Raw genomic sequence first — 16,519 nt, forward strand, 5'->3', positions numbered from 1 at the left:
TAAACAATGAGGTTTATTTATTTTTTTAAAATGAAATATATAGCCTTAAGCCCTACTAAGTAAATACTTTTACTAATGCAGTGCATAAAATTATGGGATGATTTTTTGTGGCGAATTCGCTACAGCATTTCCACAAAAGCCGCACCCAGTGCAGTTTCTGATATGTGATGAAAATCAGATTGATTTTCATCACATATTGAGATTCCAATTTTGCTATTCATACCTTTTAATTTCGTTTATATATAACCGTTATATACTCCCGTAAAATTTGAACTCTTTGGAACTTGGCTATTTTTTTCCTAATGAAATAACTATCAATCTGATTACATCGACCTTCCCGACGTTACAGCATCTCGGTATTAATGGCTGTTTATATCAATAAAAATTAAAATATAACGCGAGACAGGGGCTAAAAGTTCCATAGCGGAATAAATTTATTTAGTTAACTTGCCCGCCGTTATTCAACAACCAGATGCTGGTTTCCTAAATTGGCGCCTCAAATTGCCTTTCGGACCGGTGAAATCACCAGCAGTTTTTTTCCTTTCCTACTGGTTGCAAAAATCCCTTATCCCCTGGCCATTCGTAAACTTGAAAATAATGTCGAGAGCAAAGTCCTCGTTTTTAGGCTCCTTAACTTCACAGGCGTTCATGATCATTTCCATGCTCATGGCTATGATCACCACACCCCTGGTCCTGAAGTTTTTGGATAAGGAAGAATACGGGCTCTCCACCATTTTGTTCCAGATCGTTAGTTATCTTTCGCTGCTTGATTTTGGACTGGGCGCCGCTGTGAGCCGTTTTTTGGCCACCACCCGCGGCAACGATGAAGATGCCCAGCACAACATGAACAAGATTATTTCCACGGCCTTTTATATATATACGGCGTTGGGTGTGCTGGTGTTGATCATCGGGTTAAGCTTTGCGCCGATGATCCCGCGGTTTTTCGACATGAAGCCCGAACTCCATGGTGTGGCGGTTTCCATTGGTTATACCCTCAGTATTTTTATTGCGCTGCAGTTTCCGCTAAAGGTGTTCAGCAGCATCTTTTTTGCCCACCAGCGGCTGGTGCTTTCCAACACCATGAGCTTTATTGTAAATATGCTCAACCAGATTTTACCGATTGTTTTCCTGGCTTTTGGTTTGGGCCTATGGTCGTTTGTAATGACCAATATCATTGGAACGCTCATTTCGGTAACCGTTACCCTGATTTTGCTGCGCAAGTTTTATCCATACCTCCGCATCCGGATCAAGTTGTTCGACCGTGAGCTGGTTCGCAAGCTTTTTTCCTTTGGCTTTTATATGTTCCTCAACGTCATTGCCGTTTACCTCATCATGTTTACCGACAGGTTTTTCATCGGTACGCTGGTGTCGCTATCGGTAGTAACCATGTATATGCTAACGGCAAAGATCCCGGAGATTTGCCGCGACCTTATTTTCCGCATCACGGACAACACCTACCCTGCACTGGTTGAAATTTCGGAAAAAGAAAACCGCGACCGCTTTGTGCGGGTACACCAAAAGCTGCTCCTGATCACTACCGCATGTGTGATGGTTGCGGCCTTTATGATCCTGATCTTGAACGAATGGTTCATGGAGCTTTGGGTGGGCGCTTCCTTTTTTGCCGGCACCGAAATATTGCTGCTAACGCTTGGCCTGATGATCTTGCATTGCATTTTACACGTAAGCTCGGTTTGCCTTAACAGTGCAGGCATTGTAAAAGGCTTTACGCTGGTGTCGGTGGTGGAAGCCGCCTTCAATGTGGGCCTCACGTTTTGGCTGGGTAAGATGTATGGCATCCAGGGCATTCTGTGGGCCACCATCATTGCCAGTGCACTTACTTCGCTTTGGTACGTGCCCCGCACCGCGGTGAAATATATGAACATCAGCATGATGGATTACCTCTGGAAACCATTGCTGTTGCCGCTATTCGCGGTCGGCAGTTTTGGTACATTGGTGTACATGGCCAGCAATTACCTGATGAAAGGCATGCCCGTCACTTGGATCAACCTGATTGCGATTGGAACCGTCACGGGATTGCTTTTTGCCCTGTTTATTTGGTTTGCTTTTCTGAAGAAGGAAATTGTTGAGTTTATGCCCGATAGTATCAAAAGAAAGCTGTTATATTTATAAAAAATCTGACCCTTTATATGCAACCAAAGGTTTCAGTATTGATACCGTGTTACAACGCTGCTGCTTTTATTGACGAATCGATTCAAAGTGTATTGGACCAGACCTTTACAGATTTTGAATTAATCATTGTGGACAACGCATCGGACGATGCGACGCCGCAATTGGTGGCGAAATATTGCACCCATCCCCGTGTGCAGTACTTCCGCAACAGGGTAAACATCGGGATGTCGGGCAATTTCAACCGGTGTTTGACACTGGCGAAAGGCATGTACATCAAGTTCCTGATGGCCGACGATAAGTTTCATCCGCATTTACTGGAGCGCTTTGTGGAAGTGCTGGATAACAACCCGGACGTGGCGCTGGTAACATCCTATCGCTATCTCCTAACCGAAAAGGGAACGACCAAAGTTTTTGAAACGCCTTTTGCAGGCCTGCAGGAAGGCAAAAAGATCATTTACTCAACCCTGAACGACTGGAACTGGATTGGAGAACCAACCACAGTGATGTTCCGTAGTAAGAACCTCGACCTGGGCCTGTTCAATCCCGAATATCATTATTATCTCGATTGGGATATGTGGCTGCGCCACCTCGCGGTTGGCGATTGTTATTTTGTACCCGAGCCCCTGTCCTATTTCCGCATGCACGGATCGCAAACATCCAATAAAATAAAACAAAACTATAGCTTGTATTTCGAGGAGTATCGTTTTTTTAAATCCATCAAAACGGTAAAACCTTATTATATAAAAGACACGGCATACAACCCCAAAGCCCAGATCAAAAACAAATCGTTTACACTCGTAAAGATTGGTTTAAAGTTGTTGTGCAAATTGAAAGTGCGGCAATGGCAGGTAGCGTATGTGGCGCTGCGCACCGGTTGGAAAGATGCGCTGATACCGGACCGGTTGCGACTGCATTAACTCTTGATCAACCGGTGCAATGTTTTGATACAAAGTGAAGTGCACTTGTTAGTGCCATAATCTTTACAAAAGTTCGTGGGCATAATTTTTATACATTTGTGCCGCAACGATTTACAGCGTACTTCTTTAATATCCTCAGTTGCGCTTCGCAACAAAAGCCTGCACTCCAATTTCCGGGCAAACCGAAACAGTTACCAACATTAATCCCGACTGGCGATAATAGCCCTACGTTATGAAGCTACAAGAACCCTTAGTTTCTGTATTGGTGCCCACTTATAATAGTGCGGCTTTTTTGGAAGAAGCCATTGAAAGCGTGCTGGCGCAAACTTATACCAACTTCGAATTACTGATTGTCGACAACCAATCGACCGACAACACGCAAGAGCTGGTGCAGCAATACCTTTCTGACCCTCGGGTCCAGTACCACCTCAACGAAAAAAACCTGGGGATGGTGGGCAACTTCAATCGTTGCCTCGAACTGGCACAGGGCAAGTACATCAAGTTCTTGATGTCGGATGATAAATTTCACCCGGAGATTCTGGAGAAATTTGTGGCCGTGATGGAAGCGCACCCCAATGTTTCGCTGGTTACATCCGACCGCGGCATTTTTGGCGCAGTGAATTACACCTGGGTGTTACCGTTTCACCACCTGCAGGCCGGCAAAATGGTTATTGCGGATAATTTGAAAAGCGTAAACTGGCTGGGCGAACCGACCACGGTGATGATCCGCAAAGCCAACATGTTTGTGGGCCCGTTTAATCCGGAGTTTCATTACCTCACTGATTGGGATATGTGGCTGCGGCACCTGGCGGTGGGCGACTGTTATATTGTGCCCGGAGTGTATTCTTATTTCCGGATACACGCCAACCAGTCCACCAAGCAGATCATGCAAAACATCGGCAATTATATCGAAGAATACCGTTTTTATAAAAACATACAAAAGCACAACAAGCTGCAGCTCGATCTGCAGGAAATAAAAATGGACCGGCTGGTTTCTGTAAAGGCCTTGTTTTGCTCCAAGGTGATTATCAAAGGCGTGCTGTCGCGGAAATTGAAGAAAAACTGGAAGCTGATGGCGCAGGCATTTCAAATCATTCGCAAGGAACATGTGCCCTTACACTTGTATTTGAAGCTGTTTAGCAAAAAAAGATTGAGTGAAATTTACTAAACAGGACAATCAGGCAGGCTTATTGTTTATAGTGGAGGTTGTTAAGCTGAGGTTGAACAAGTGAAACCCGAAAATAGCGCACCACGATTGCATTAAAACCTATGAGCAAGATGTATGCAGGATTTAAAAATGGTAATATCTAAGGCGGCCAAAGCCAGGGCCTGGGTATTATTTATTTTTTACCTTTTCTTGTTAAGCTGGTTTCTTTTTGTAAGTGTTGGCGGAACGGTGCGGGACGAATATTTCGACAAGCGCATTGTGCATTGGGTACCCATGAAACATACCTACCAAACCTTATCCATCATCATCAGTGGCAATTTTGGTGCGGAAAACAAAGTGGGCTACACCTACTTGGCTTTTCGCAATATAATCGGCAACATCCTGTTATTCATGCCATTTGGTTTTTTGGCGCCCATTATACTGCCCATTGTCAGAAGCTTAAAAGGGATTATGTTGTTCACCGGTGCATTTAGCTTGATGGCGGAACTGATTCAGTTTGTATTAAAAATTGGTGTATTCGATATCGACGATGTAATTTTCAACCTGATTGGCGGAACTTTGGGATATCTATGCCTTTATGGTTTTAGGAATTTGCTGTTTCGAGATCATGTATCGAAAGATCTAAATGGTGAAGCGTTTTAAAACGGCGCTAAATTAATGTCGAAAAAATACAAATAGTGCGGTGGTTCAATAGAACATCCTCCTTATGAGTAGTGTAACATTTAATTTCTTGATCAATTGCAGCGATGCTGAAATCGCCGGCTTCGAACGGCTTAACATTCCGCCCGGTGAGGATATTCCGCTGGATTTAATTGATACCTGGAATATTGAATGGTGCTGGAGCATTCAAACCTATTTGTTGCTAAAGGCCCGTAAAAACCTGCGTGTTACTTGCTCCAACAAATTGATGGATGGCGTAATTAACATCGTGCACTCAACGCAGTTGTATGAGTTGGGTGGGGATAGTGCTAAATTTATTGTTTGTACCCAGGCCGACTTTCCGCGGCGGCCCTGGGCGCATTATCATATTGTGCAAAATAAGGCGCAGTTGGAAAGCGCCTGTGCTTATATTCCGCATTGGATTCAGCCTTACCTGGTTAAACGCGATGCGGCACGCAGCGGCGTAAAAACCGTTGCTTATGTAGGCCAGATTTGGAACGGAAACCTTGCAGGTTCGGTAGAAGAATGGCAGGAGTTGTTCAGGCCGCATGGACTTGAATTCATTACCCGTGAAAACGGCGCCTGGAATGACATGAGTGGCATTGACGTGGCTATTGGCATCCGAAGTTTTGACACAAACCCACACAACACCAAGCCACCAAGTAAATTGATCAATGCATGGCATGCACGGATCCCGTTCATCGGCGGCTACGATTCGGCCTTTAGCCAGGTGGGCGTTCCGGGTGAAGATTACCTGCTGGCTAAATCGCAGGAAGAAGTGCTAGCCGCGGTATTGAAATTGAAATGGGATACAAAACTATACGAACAACTGGTGACCAACGGACTGAAGAAAGCAGTGATGTACACCAACGGACATATTGGAACCATTTGGGAAGAAGTCCTCACAGGCCCGGTGTATGAAAGATTTGTGCAGTGGCAGTCAAGGCCCACTTTTGAAAAAGCAAGGTTCAAAACCCTGTTGGGCATTGGTCAACTGGAACGCAGATCCAAAGCCTTAGTAAAAAAAATAGTTCAAACACCCTAACCCTAATAAACAGTGCAACCCGGATTTTTTCTGATCCGGGTAAAAAGACAAGAAATGGAAACACAAGACAAGCAAATACATTTGGCGCTGGCTTTTGACCAAAATTTCATCACGCCGTTCTATGTTTTGCTGACCTCAATTTTTGAAAATAATAAGGAAAGCAATTTTGCATTGCACACCATTGCGTCCGGTGTGGATGCAGCGGAACTAAATGAGATCGCGGCTTTTGTACAACAAAACAATTCGCAAATTCACTACTACACCATCGATGCCAGCCAGGTTGATAATTTTGTAATCCCTGAAAATTCACACTTCTCTCCTGCCACCTATTACCGCCTGTTTTTCCCGGCTCTTGTTCCAAAGCATATTGAAAAACTTTTGTACATCGATACCGACACTATTGTAATTGGCAAGCTGTCGCAACTATACAATACCGACATCAGCCAATATCCGGTGGCAGCGGTGCTAGATGAAGTAATGCCCGCCCGGCCCGAACTGGGTATTCCAAAAGATGGCCAGTGCTTCAATGCAGGTATCCTGCTGATGAACCTGCCGCAGTGGCGCAGCCAGCGGGTATCGGAAAGAGCGATTGCATTTTTAAATGAATTTCCCGAAAAAATTCAATGGGTGGACCAGGATGCACTCAATGCAATTTTGATTGGCAACTGGTATCATTTGCCCACCCGCTACAACCTGACGTTTTACAACATTCCGAAAAAGCTGAAGAAAAAAGACATTGCGGCTTTCCTGGAAGACAAGGTGATCATTCATTATACCACGCAACACAAGCCTTGGATATTGGGTTGTGCAAACCGGCTCAGGTTTTTGTACGAAGAGTACTTTGATAAATCGCCGCGGGCCAAGCAGCCAATGTATCTTGATTTCAAAGTGCCGTCGCTGCTGCGGCATACCCGTACCCGGTTCAAGGAATTTTTAATTGATTATACCAGTTTGGTTTGATTAAATAAAGCCTGCTTAATCGACCAAATAAATGCGGTCATTAATTTACCTATCATGAACATTCTTTTTTATTCCCGGGGTTTTGCTCCCATTGGCGGAATAGAAACATTATATAAAAACCTGGCAGTTTTCCTGCAATCAAAAGGGCATCACTGCAGCCTTTTGTATTGGGGTGCACCTAACCCATTGTTGCGTTCGATTGAAGCCGCAGACGTGCAGATCATCCGATCTTTTTGGCAATGGGGCTGCCGGTGGAATGTTCCTGACTGGGTGATGTTGCCACAAGGAATGAAGGAAGTAAAAAAGGCCGACATTGTTGTGTTTGGTAATGCCATTCCATCAAAGATGTTGGCGCCGCTGCGCAAAAGTGCAGGGCCGCACACCAAGTTTGTGTTTATTACACCTTACCGGCCCACGCCACCACAACAGGCGGCCGACAGGGCTGAAGCATTGCAGATGCTGCAGTTGTTTGATCATGTAATGGTGCAGGCCGGGGCATTTGAAGGCGACCTACGCGAAATTGGTTATAAGGGAGCCGTGAATGTGTTGCCATATCTTACCCAGGAGCCGGCAGCGGTGGCACCTTTCCCAAAAAATGACGTGATTCAATTGGGCTTTTTAGGACGCCTGGTTGAAGACAAAAACATTCCGCTGTTGCTACAGTCGTTCAAGGTGTACCGCACTTTGTTGCAACAGCAAAAAACGCATCTGCAACTGTTTGGTACCGGCCACCTGCAAGCCGAAATGGAAACGCTTACCGACAGTCTTGGACTAAAAGAGCATGTAACTTTTCATGGCGGCATCAACAACGAAAAGGTGATGGATGCCGTTGCTTCCTGCCACTTGTTTGCATTTAGTTCAAACATCGAGGGGCAGTGCCTGGCAGCATTGGAAATATTGAGTTGCGGCCGGCCAATTGTCGCCACCGAAGCCGGTGCATTCCCTGAAATTCTTTCCGATACACGATTGGGCCAACTGGTGCCGCAAGCCAACCCAGAAAAGTTTGGCGCCGCATTGTACGATGTAACACAGCGCATCTTGCAAAAAGACATTACGGAACAATCAGTGCGTGAAAGCTACAATTTGCGGTTTAGCGCCAGCAAAATAGCGCTCCAGTATGAAGCGCTATTTAAACAAATATCCGGTGAATCGAAAGCGGCAAGTGGGCAAAAGAAATCTGTTGTTTCTAAACAATAACGTGTTCATTTTAGATCAACGAAGGCGTAAATTTTACTTCATTTATTTCAGCCGCACATGCTGCGGCATTGGCCCATTGTTGCTGATCCATCGGTAAACATCCAGTAATTCCTGCGCAACATTTGACCAAACAAATTTGCGCTGTACCAGGTCATAACCGGCCGCACCCATCGCTGCCAAAGCATCGCTCTGCATCGTTGTCGTTTGGATTATACCTTCTGCTATGCTTTGCTCCTCGGGTTTAATTTCAATGGCAGCACCATGCGCAAATCCTTCGGGCAGGTTGCAATGGTTTGTGATCAGCACAGGCAATTGATACGACCATGCTTCCAACACAACCATCGGCAGGCCTTCGCTGAATGAAGGAAGGATGAACGCATCGGCATGTGCAAATGCGTTTTGTTTGTCCCTGTTAAACTGCGGGCCTAAGAAGAAAAGATCATTTTGCAATTGCAATGTGCCTGCAAGTTGCTTGAGTTCCTGTTCATATCCACCCTGGTCCCACCCAACTATTGCCAGCGCCCAATCTTTCATTGCTACAGGTTGCGTATCGATAGCCTTTTTCCAGGCAATGACTAAGTTGGTTAAGCCTTTTTTCGGATGAATTCTTCCGAGGTATAACATCACTTTTTTACCGGCTGGAATAACGTCAGCCCAAATCGGTTTTTCGGCCTTAATGGCCGCAACATCCTGCGGTAAGTCCACACCATTCGGTATCATGCACACCGGGTTTTTCAGGCCCAGCCCGCGTATGTCTGCGTATTCCTGTTCGTTGAAGGCTTGCAGGCAAGCTGCCTTATTCAAAGCTGCTTGTTCATACAGCAGGCGTGCTATTTGTTTTTTGTATTTCGAGTTGTTAATCGCCCATTTATCTAACATGCCATGCACAGTAGTTAGATAAGGCTTGCCGCCTTTTAGCGCAGCATACGAAGGATATTGCCAGATGCCATGCAAATGAATGGCATCAGCAGTGCTGCTTTTTACGGCGCTTAAAAGTTTGGGCGAATAGCCAATTGCTTTGGGCCCGATGGTAGGAAAAGTTTGCGGTTGCAGCGGCTGCCATAAGGGCAAGGCCTTTTCCGTTTGTGCATCTTCCAGTCCCATTACCGAAACATCTACACCGGGCATGGCTGCCAGGCTTTGGGCAACCCTGCGTTTTACTTCCGTTACACCGCCCCCCAAATTAGAAATAGTGGAACTCAATAATAAAACCTTCATCGGGCGGCTAAAAGTTTAAGTAACAATGAAGCACCGGCAGGTTGCCTGTTGCTTTTGCTTTCGACAGCAATGGCCACTGCATCGCGAATACCTTTGCCAAAAGTATCAGGGGATAAATTGGAAACGATGCGCTGTCCTTCCCGCCCCATTTGTTGCCAATCGTAAGTGCCGTTGGAGAATCCATACATGATATCGGCCAATTGCTGTTGGTTGTACGGATCAATAGCAAAGCCGTTGATGCCGTCATGTACCAGTTCGGGTACAGAGCCGCAAGGTTTTGAAATGATCACTGGAAGTGCGGACGCCATCGCTTCGTTTACCACTAAACCCCACTGCTCGACGGTGCTAGCATGCACCAATCCTTTGGCCAAACCGAAGTAGGCCGGCAACTCACCGTATTGCTTAAATCCTTCAAAATGCACTTTGCCGGACAGGCCTAGCCGCACCACCTGGCTGTGCAGCGCGGTTTTTAGTTCGCCATCGCCCAGGATGTAGAGGTCCCAAGCGGCTGCTCCGGCTTTCGAGAAGTATTGATGATAGGCATCAATCACAAACGGCAAATTCTTTTTTTGAATAAAACGGCTCACTACAAGGAAGTAGTTTTCGGGCAGCTTACGCTTGGCGCGTTCCGCTGTTTCATTTGCACGAATCTTTTCTGTTTCGTTTTTAAAATAGTCATTGTCTACAACGTCGTATCCAAAGAAAATTTTCGACGAAGAAATACCCAACAGATTGAGGTAATGCGCATGGCGCTGTCCGCCCACAAGGGCAGCAGCAAAATGCGACACGACATTTTTCTTAATCCACTCTTTCCACCACACCCGCTTGTCGTCGGTGGCCGTACTTTCCGACATTAAAATTGCAGGCACTTTCCGCACTTTGCACCAGTATAAGGCAATGAGTGCAGATCGATCGAACCAACCATTGACGGCAACGGCATGAGGTTTTTGCTGGTCGAGCACTTCAAAAATCCGTGCTTTAAGCTCAGGTGCTTTTACCTGTTCTTTTGTACGATTGTTGAATAATGTAATGACACCTTTCAGTCCATTCGGTGCAACTTTATCCCATTGGTATTCGCTGGTTTCGCCAAATATTTCAATGGGCACAACATCAACATAAGTTGCTGCACCTTTCAGCCGGGCTATATGGTAGGGTCCAAATCTGTCGAAAAGAATTGCAACTTTCATTAGTTGTTTTTATGGAAAGGATGTAAGCAATACAACAGCAGTTCATTTCAAAGTGCCCTTTAATCTTTCACCGCAGCATACCTGCTGATAAAGAACAGGAACATAAAACCAAACAAACTGGCCGGTATAAAATTGATGGTACCATGCGTAACCGAAATCAGTGCATTGACCACACAAAGCGTATAAAAAGTTTGAATGAGCGGGTTATCGGTCTGTAAAGAAAAACTCCAAATGGATTTAAAAAAGCCGCCCATAAAAAAGAAAAAAATAGAACCCAACAAACCAAACTGCCAATAAGCATCGCCGATGCCGGTGCTGGTTAAACCAAGCGGCATGCGGTAACCGTTGCGGTATTGCAAGCCTTTTTTCTCAAAAAACAGTGCCTCCTTCACCTCTTTTCCAACAATTTGTGCCGGCACATACCGAAACACGATTTGGTCCCAATAACCTGCGCCGTAAGAATAATTGCCGGAAAATTTATAACTGTCAATGATATGTGCAGCAACCTTCAACTCAAGATATTTACCGCCCTTGTTGTAATAATCTGAAAAGCTTTTTTGTAGGTCCAACGACTTCAATGCAGCAACCGGCCCTTCTTTGTCGGCCAGCGAACGGTAGTCGCCGGTGGCCGGAATAATAAGCATGGCAAAAACCAGCATACCCACAACAGCCCACCGCGGCGGCACAATTTTATACCGATAATAAATGGCCATGGCAATGGACAATCCAAACAGCGCCGATATTTCGCGACGGCCAGCCGTTAGGATCATGTATAAAAATGGGAACGCCGCAACGCACAACATAATGATGTACAGCGGCCTTGGCCTGCGCAGTGTGAGGTACAGAAAAATAGGAAAGGCAATATGCGCCAGCTGGCTGATGAAAAAGTAAATGGTAATGGCACCGGTAGCCTGTGTTGGCGCCTCTTCGCCGGCTTCTTTGTAACCGCCATAAGTTCGCCAGATCAGGATGTAAAACATCAGGCCGATAAAGGTGTAGACCACACCTAGCTGAAAAACCTTTTTCTCAATAAGCGGCCGGTCGAGGTATTGAGTGATGGATATTTTAGGCGCAAAATAATAACCCAGCACACCCATGGCTAAACAAAAAAAGCACATGGCAAAAAGCGTGGTGGCTACACCGTTAGGAACCAGGAATGGTTGATTGTACAATATGATTGCCTGCGGTACGATAAAGACGAAAAAGATCCCGCTCAGGAAGTATGGAAACTCTAGGATCAGTTTAGGCGTGACGATCACCATCACGAGGAGGACGATGCACAGGATCAGGAAAAAGTATAAGAATAGTTCGATCATTTTGCTACAACTGTTTTCACGCCCATGCCGGCCGATGCGCTGCTGGCAATAGGTTCCGGGTAATGTTTGAGACGTACTCCCTGTCCCAATTCATTCGTGATGATATTGGCTAGGTTTACGCCATAGTTTTCCCAGGTATATTGTTGGATATCCCGTTGCGCCGCATTAGCGAGGTTTTCACGGTAATCGGCGTCGGCTAGCACCCGAAACAATGCATCTTTCAGGGCTGCTTCGGAGCCGTATGGAACAAGCAGGCCATTTTGCCCATGCATAATAACGCTGCCTGCATTGGGCGTAGTTACCACAGCCAGGCCCATTGCCATAGACTGGTAAATGGCCAATGAGCTGCCTTCAAAAAAAGTAGGCAACACAGAAATTTGGGCGGTGCGCATCTCGGCCACCAAATCCTTTTGTGCCACAAAGCCGTGGAAATGTACCTGCGGTAAATTTTGCGGCAAATCAATGGAAACGCCACCAAAAAAATGCAATTCAGCAGAGGGAAAAGCCGCGGCTATTTCCGGCCATATTTTTAGTAAAATGTCTGCACCCTTTCGGTAGTTAACCGAGCCGACGAATACGATTTTTGTCTTATCGCCATCTTTTTGCAACGACTTAGGCGCTGCTTTAAATTTTTCGAGATCAGCGCCATACGGCAGCACCTTCAATTTTTTTTCCGGCACACCGAGGCTCAAACAGGAATCTTTTACAAACTGCGAACCGCACAACACAACATCGGCAAGGTCCAGTTCTTTTTCGTAACTACTATACAGGTGTTCATCGCCTTGCGTCAGGTTGTTGAGCATTTGGGTATTGCCACCCAAGGTTGCCGCCAAGGTCTTTTTATACTGCGGTACTGCAATCGAAAGGTCGAGCACCAACTTCGATTTTCCTTTCCATGCCTTGAACACTAGCCAGCTCGAAGTATCGTACCCGATGCAAACTTTGGGCGGGGCAAACCTGCGCAATAAAGAGCGTTGAAATTGTTCGTTGCGGCGCACAAAATCCTGCGGCCCCAAAGCCTTACCCCTAGCCCGCTGCAGCAATAAGCCTAGTTCATGATTAGGAATGGCATGAACAATATTTCCCGGTAATGCCGAGGAACGTTTTTCTAAAGCACCGCCAATTTTCTTCGAATATTTACTGACACTTTTTACCGTCGCCGCTGTAAAATGCAAGCTGGTAACATGACGAAAACCATTGAACAGCCGGTGCAGCTGCACTGCCTGCTCAAAATTGTGTTGTCTTCCAGGGTGAAATGATATGATGTCGGCTTGGGTCATTCAGGTGGCGGCCTCTCTTATTTGTTCAGTGTATTAAGCATTAATATCTGCAAGCTTTTGATAGCTTTTCTTCAACTCGCGGTATTTCCGGTAGGTTTTCATCGAAACCGGCTTTCGCTCCCGCATCAATTTAAAGCCATCGGAAAAACCATGAAACACCCCACGCGTTTTATCGTATGGGCGTTTTATTTTAAAGCCAAATAAGATTGATTTTACCGCGCTGCCGGCCAATTGAATGGGCAACACGCTGGTGGGTACGTTGAAAAAAGCAAACAGCATTAGGTTGCGGCTGCCGTAATAGTCCATCCGCTTCCAGCTGCGCTTTGGCGATTCGTAGTGCGATATCGCAGTGCCGGTGCCAAGCAATACGGGGTGACCTGCATCAAGTAAACGAATGCAAAAATCTTCTTCTTCGCCCTGGTGTACCAATACAGATCTAAATCCACCGAGTTGTAAAAATGTTTCGCGCTGCACCACAAAAGCACATCCTTTAAAAGTGCAGGCCTGCCACAATCCGCCGTCCGGCGAAATGCTTTCGACCTTTTTGTTGGTGTTCACATCCACATACGGCCAAGCAACGGCCGCGCATTTTGTTTGCTGGCAAAAGGTGGCTATTTGCGCAAGAATCTCCGGGCTTTCTAAAATGCAATCATCGTCAATGGAAAGGACATAGGGCGTGGTTGCCAATTGCACCGCTTCGTTGCGTCGTACAATGTAGCCTTTCGATTCGTTGAAACGCAAAGCTTTTACTTCCGGATACAGCTGCTGTGTTTTCTCAAATGTGCTGTCGTCCGAATTATCATCCATCACAATTACCTGGTGCGGCAGCGTTTGCGACCGCAGGCTTTGTAATGCCCTGTTCAAATCTTCCCACCTGTTTTTGGTAGAAATAATGACAGTTAACATCTGGTCCAAATAAAGTCCATCCTTTTGGGATAACGCTTGTGGGTCCATATCCTTTCGTAAGTGGTGGATTAAAACGTGCAAAAATCCGGAAACAGTGCACACCATCATGGCTTACACTGCTTCCGATTTTGCGTTATTAAAGACACTACGTTTAGTTGTAGTAGTAAGCGTTTTTGTAGGCGCTTTTATCCATATGCACGTCGTTAATTACCATGCATACGTCCTTCAGTTTGTCCGACCGGTACATATCTTCCAGTTCGCCAAGGCGCTGCAGTTGCGTGTATTTTTCACGCACCACAATCATCATAACGTTCGCAAAACGTGAGATGATCAGCGGATCGGCAACAAGGCCGAGTGGCGGCGTATCGATCAGGATATAATCGTATTGCGCTTTCAAGTACTCGAGTAAAAATTCAAGCTTATTGTCCATCAGCAACTCCGCAGGATTGTCAGGAAGCGTGCCGGTCCCAATGATATCGAGGTACTCGTTATCGGTCTTCATGATGATGTCCTTCAGCGGAATATTGTTCGACAAAAATTCGGAAATGCCGTGTCTGTGTGTACCCAACTCGCGGTATACCGAACTGGGTACACGCATATCGAGGTTGATCAGGATCGTTTTCTTTTTAGCCAGCGCATAAGTGAACGCGAGGTTTGTAGAGATAAACGACTTGCCCTCGCCGCTGTCCAGCGACGAAATAAGGAGCACTTTATCAGTATTATCTTTTAAATAAGACGACAAGTTCGACCGCAGCATCCGGAACGATTCCGAAACCGCCGAACGGTTGCTGGAAGTAACAACAAACGGCTCTTTTTTCAGGCTGTGGTAAATCGAGCCAACCACGGGAACCGACGAATGGCTCATGATTTCCGCTTTGTCAGCAACGCGTTTGTTCATCAACCTACGTACCCGCACAATGCCCAGGGGCAGCGCCAGGCCAAACAAAACAGCCAACGCATAGTTGTTGGTTTTTTTAGGCGTAACAGGCACCGAGCTGGTGAGGAATGCAGGCTCCACCACTTTGTCTTCAACGGTTGCAGAAGCTTTCATGATGCCCGCTTCTACCCTTTTCTGCATCAAAAACTGGTACAGGCCGTCGTTGAAATCGGTGGTGCGCTTGATATCTGTAAATTTCTTTTCAGCAATCGGAATATTGAACACTTTCGACTCAAACTGGCTGGCCCGTGTATTTACCTGGTTCAGGCGGGTACGGTTAGAAGCAGAAAGGCTGCGGATGTTGTCGCGCAAAGAAGCTTTTACATTTTTAATGCGCACATCAATTTCCTGAACCAACGGGTTTTTAACGCCGCCGCCGTTGGCGAGGTAGCTGTTTTTCTCCAGCTGAAGGTCAGACAACTGTTTGATGAATCCTTCGGTCAGGTTATCGGTAATGCCTACAGATGATGGTGAAATCAGTTGGTCAACATCCGCATTTTGCGACAGGTCGTCGAGTACTTTAGAATAATACCGTTCGTTGAGGGTCAGGTTCGCCCGCTCTTCATCCAGTTGCTGGATTACGGTCAGATTGCGGCTCGCCATTTCATTGGCATCAGTATATGTGTTGTTGGCGCGGAACGAAGCCAGGTTACTTTCGGCGCTGCCCAGGCTGCCGCGTACCGAATTGATCTGCTCGGTAATAAACATCAGTGCCTGCGTAGCAGAGCGGCTTTTTTCCTCGTATTTATCAACAATGTATTGCTTGGTGATGGCATTCAAGAATGCAATGCCTTTTTCAGTGTTTTCAGTTTTTACCTGCAACGAAATAACCGAGCTTTCTTCGCCACCAATGAATACGTTGAGGGCGCTTTTCATACCCCAAGCCAGGTCGTGCAGGTTGTGCACGGTAAACTGGAACTCTTTGCCAGCCAGGCTGGCTGCGTCAAAATCTGCACTTGTTTTGATTTTTACAGGAACATTATTAAGGTACAAAGTATTACCCGGTGCAAACTCCTTCCCGGTTGCTTTACCAAGGCCGGCGTCGTTAACGACGAAATTGCCATTTTCTTCGAAAAACACAGAATAGGTCCGGTTGTACACTCCTTTGGTAAGTGAGGTATCGGGGAACTGCACAGTAAACGGCAGATCCTTAGTGACCTCTTTCAACCTAAATCTTGTGTTCTCGAAATAGCTTACCTGCATGTCGAGGTTGCGCAGGGTTTTATAAATAAATGGATACGAGGTAATGATCGCCATCTCCTCCTCCCTGTTCACTGGCGAAACCGTATTGCCCTGGTATTCGGGGGAAACAAGGGTGCGGCCGGGGCTGGAAGTGGGGTTGAATGCATCCTTAATGATCAGCGAACTTTCCACCATGTATTGCGGCGGTGTCGATTCATTGGTAATGTAGGCGCCCACCAGGAACAGCACGAGGCTGATAAGGAAAAGATATTTATGCCGCACCACGTCTTTCCAAAACTTCTGGAACCCAGACGTGGTAATACGTTTCACAGACTGGTACGAAGGTGGATTTATAAACTTTGTCGTTTCCATTTTACTTTAGTAATAGGTAAAGTTAGAGTACTTAATGTTTAAAG

13 protein-coding genes are annotated in these 16,519 nt (G+C 46.1%); 7 read left to right on the top strand and 6 right to left on the bottom strand.

Going from position 1 to position 16,519, the window contains the following annotated elements; all coding sequences use genetic code 11:
• The first annotated feature begins 648 nt into the window (after nucleotides 1-648).
• The 7 genes from DRJ53_RS02740 to DRJ53_RS02770 all read left to right on the top strand — a co-directional run bounded on the left by DRJ53_RS02740 (nucleotide 649) and on the right by DRJ53_RS02770 (nucleotide 8,077).
• Complete coding sequence (locus DRJ53_RS02740) at nucleotides 649-2,130, top strand: oligosaccharide flippase family protein (RefSeq protein ID WP_162303788.1); 1,482 nt, start codon at nucleotides 649-651, stop codon at nucleotides 2,128-2,130.
• Nucleotides 2,131-2,147: 17 nt separating this feature from the next.
• On the top strand, nucleotides 2,148-3,047 hold the full coding sequence (locus DRJ53_RS02745; RefSeq protein WP_114234029.1) for a glycosyltransferase family 2 protein: 900 nt from the start codon (nucleotides 2,148-2,150) through the stop codon (nucleotides 3,045-3,047).
• A gap of 232 nt (nucleotides 3,048-3,279) precedes the next feature.
• Entirely contained in the window at nucleotides 3,280-4,215 is a 936-nt protein-coding gene (locus DRJ53_RS02750; protein ID WP_114234030.1) for a glycosyltransferase family 2 protein, read from the top strand.
• A 129-nt stretch (nucleotides 4,216-4,344) separates the two neighbouring features.
• Nucleotides 4,345-4,857: a VanZ family protein gene (locus DRJ53_RS02755; RefSeq protein ID WP_162303789.1), complete on the top strand. Its 513-nt coding sequence runs from the start codon at nucleotides 4,345-4,347 to the stop codon at nucleotides 4,855-4,857.
• 64 nt (nucleotides 4,858-4,921) lie between these two features.
• Nucleotides 4,922-5,920 carry a hypothetical protein gene (locus tag DRJ53_RS02760; protein ID WP_123893318.1) on the top strand — a complete coding sequence of 333 codons (999 nt, stop codon included), beginning with the start codon at nucleotides 4,922-4,924 and terminating at the stop codon, nucleotides 5,918-5,920.
• A 54-nt stretch (nucleotides 5,921-5,974) separates the two neighbouring features.
• Nucleotides 5,975-6,880, top strand: a complete 906-nt coding sequence (locus DRJ53_RS02765) for a glycosyltransferase family 8 protein (RefSeq protein WP_114234033.1) — start codon at nucleotides 5,975-5,977, stop codon at nucleotides 6,878-6,880.
• 54 nt (nucleotides 6,881-6,934) lie between these two features.
• Nucleotides 6,935-8,077, top strand: a complete 1,143-nt coding sequence (locus tag DRJ53_RS02770) for a glycosyltransferase family 4 protein (protein WP_114234034.1) — start codon at nucleotides 6,935-6,937, stop codon at nucleotides 8,075-8,077.
• A 42-nt stretch (nucleotides 8,078-8,119) separates the two neighbouring features.
• Here DRJ53_RS02770 and DRJ53_RS02775 read toward each other — a convergent pair whose 3' ends face one another.
• From DRJ53_RS02775 to DRJ53_RS02800, 6 genes are read right to left on the bottom strand one after another with little or no spacing between them, the layout of a single operon-like run.
• On the bottom strand, nucleotides 8,120-9,295 hold the full coding sequence (locus tag DRJ53_RS02775) for a glycosyltransferase (RefSeq protein WP_114234035.1): 1,176 nt from the start codon (nucleotides 9,293-9,295) through the stop codon (nucleotides 8,120-8,122).
• The gene (locus DRJ53_RS02780; protein ID WP_114234036.1) at nucleotides 9,292-10,482 is read right to left on the bottom strand and encodes a glycosyltransferase; all 1,191 of its coding nucleotides are present in this window, start codon (nucleotides 10,480-10,482) and stop codon (nucleotides 9,292-9,294) included. The genes DRJ53_RS02775 and DRJ53_RS02780 overlap by 4 nt, the downstream gene beginning before the upstream one ends.
• Before the next feature lie 59 nt (nucleotides 10,483-10,541).
• On the bottom strand, nucleotides 10,542-11,798 hold the full coding sequence (locus tag DRJ53_RS02785; RefSeq protein WP_123893320.1) for a hypothetical protein: 1,257 nt from the start codon (nucleotides 11,796-11,798) through the stop codon (nucleotides 10,542-10,544).
• Nucleotides 11,795-13,078 (bottom strand): glycosyltransferase family 4 protein, encoded by a 1,284-nt coding sequence (locus DRJ53_RS02790; protein ID WP_114234038.1) that lies wholly within the window; start codon nucleotides 13,076-13,078, stop codon nucleotides 11,795-11,797. The genes DRJ53_RS02785 and DRJ53_RS02790 overlap by 4 nt, the downstream gene beginning before the upstream one ends.
• A 33-nt stretch (nucleotides 13,079-13,111) precedes the next feature.
• Nucleotides 13,112-14,092 (bottom strand): glycosyltransferase family 2 protein, encoded by a 981-nt coding sequence (locus DRJ53_RS02795; RefSeq protein WP_114234039.1) that lies wholly within the window; start codon nucleotides 14,090-14,092, stop codon nucleotides 13,112-13,114.
• Between the two features lie 43 nt (nucleotides 14,093-14,135).
• A complete protein-coding gene (locus tag DRJ53_RS02800; RefSeq protein WP_114234040.1) occupies nucleotides 14,136-16,475 on the bottom strand; it encodes a GumC family protein in 2,340 nt (779 codons plus the stop codon).
• Nucleotides 16,476-16,519: the final 44 nt, after the last annotated feature.

The organism is Paracnuella aquatica (assembly GCF_003332885.2).
In the GTDB taxonomy this organism is placed as follows: Bacteria; Bacteroidota; Bacteroidia; order Chitinophagales; family Chitinophagaceae; genus Flavisolibacter; species Flavisolibacter aquaticus.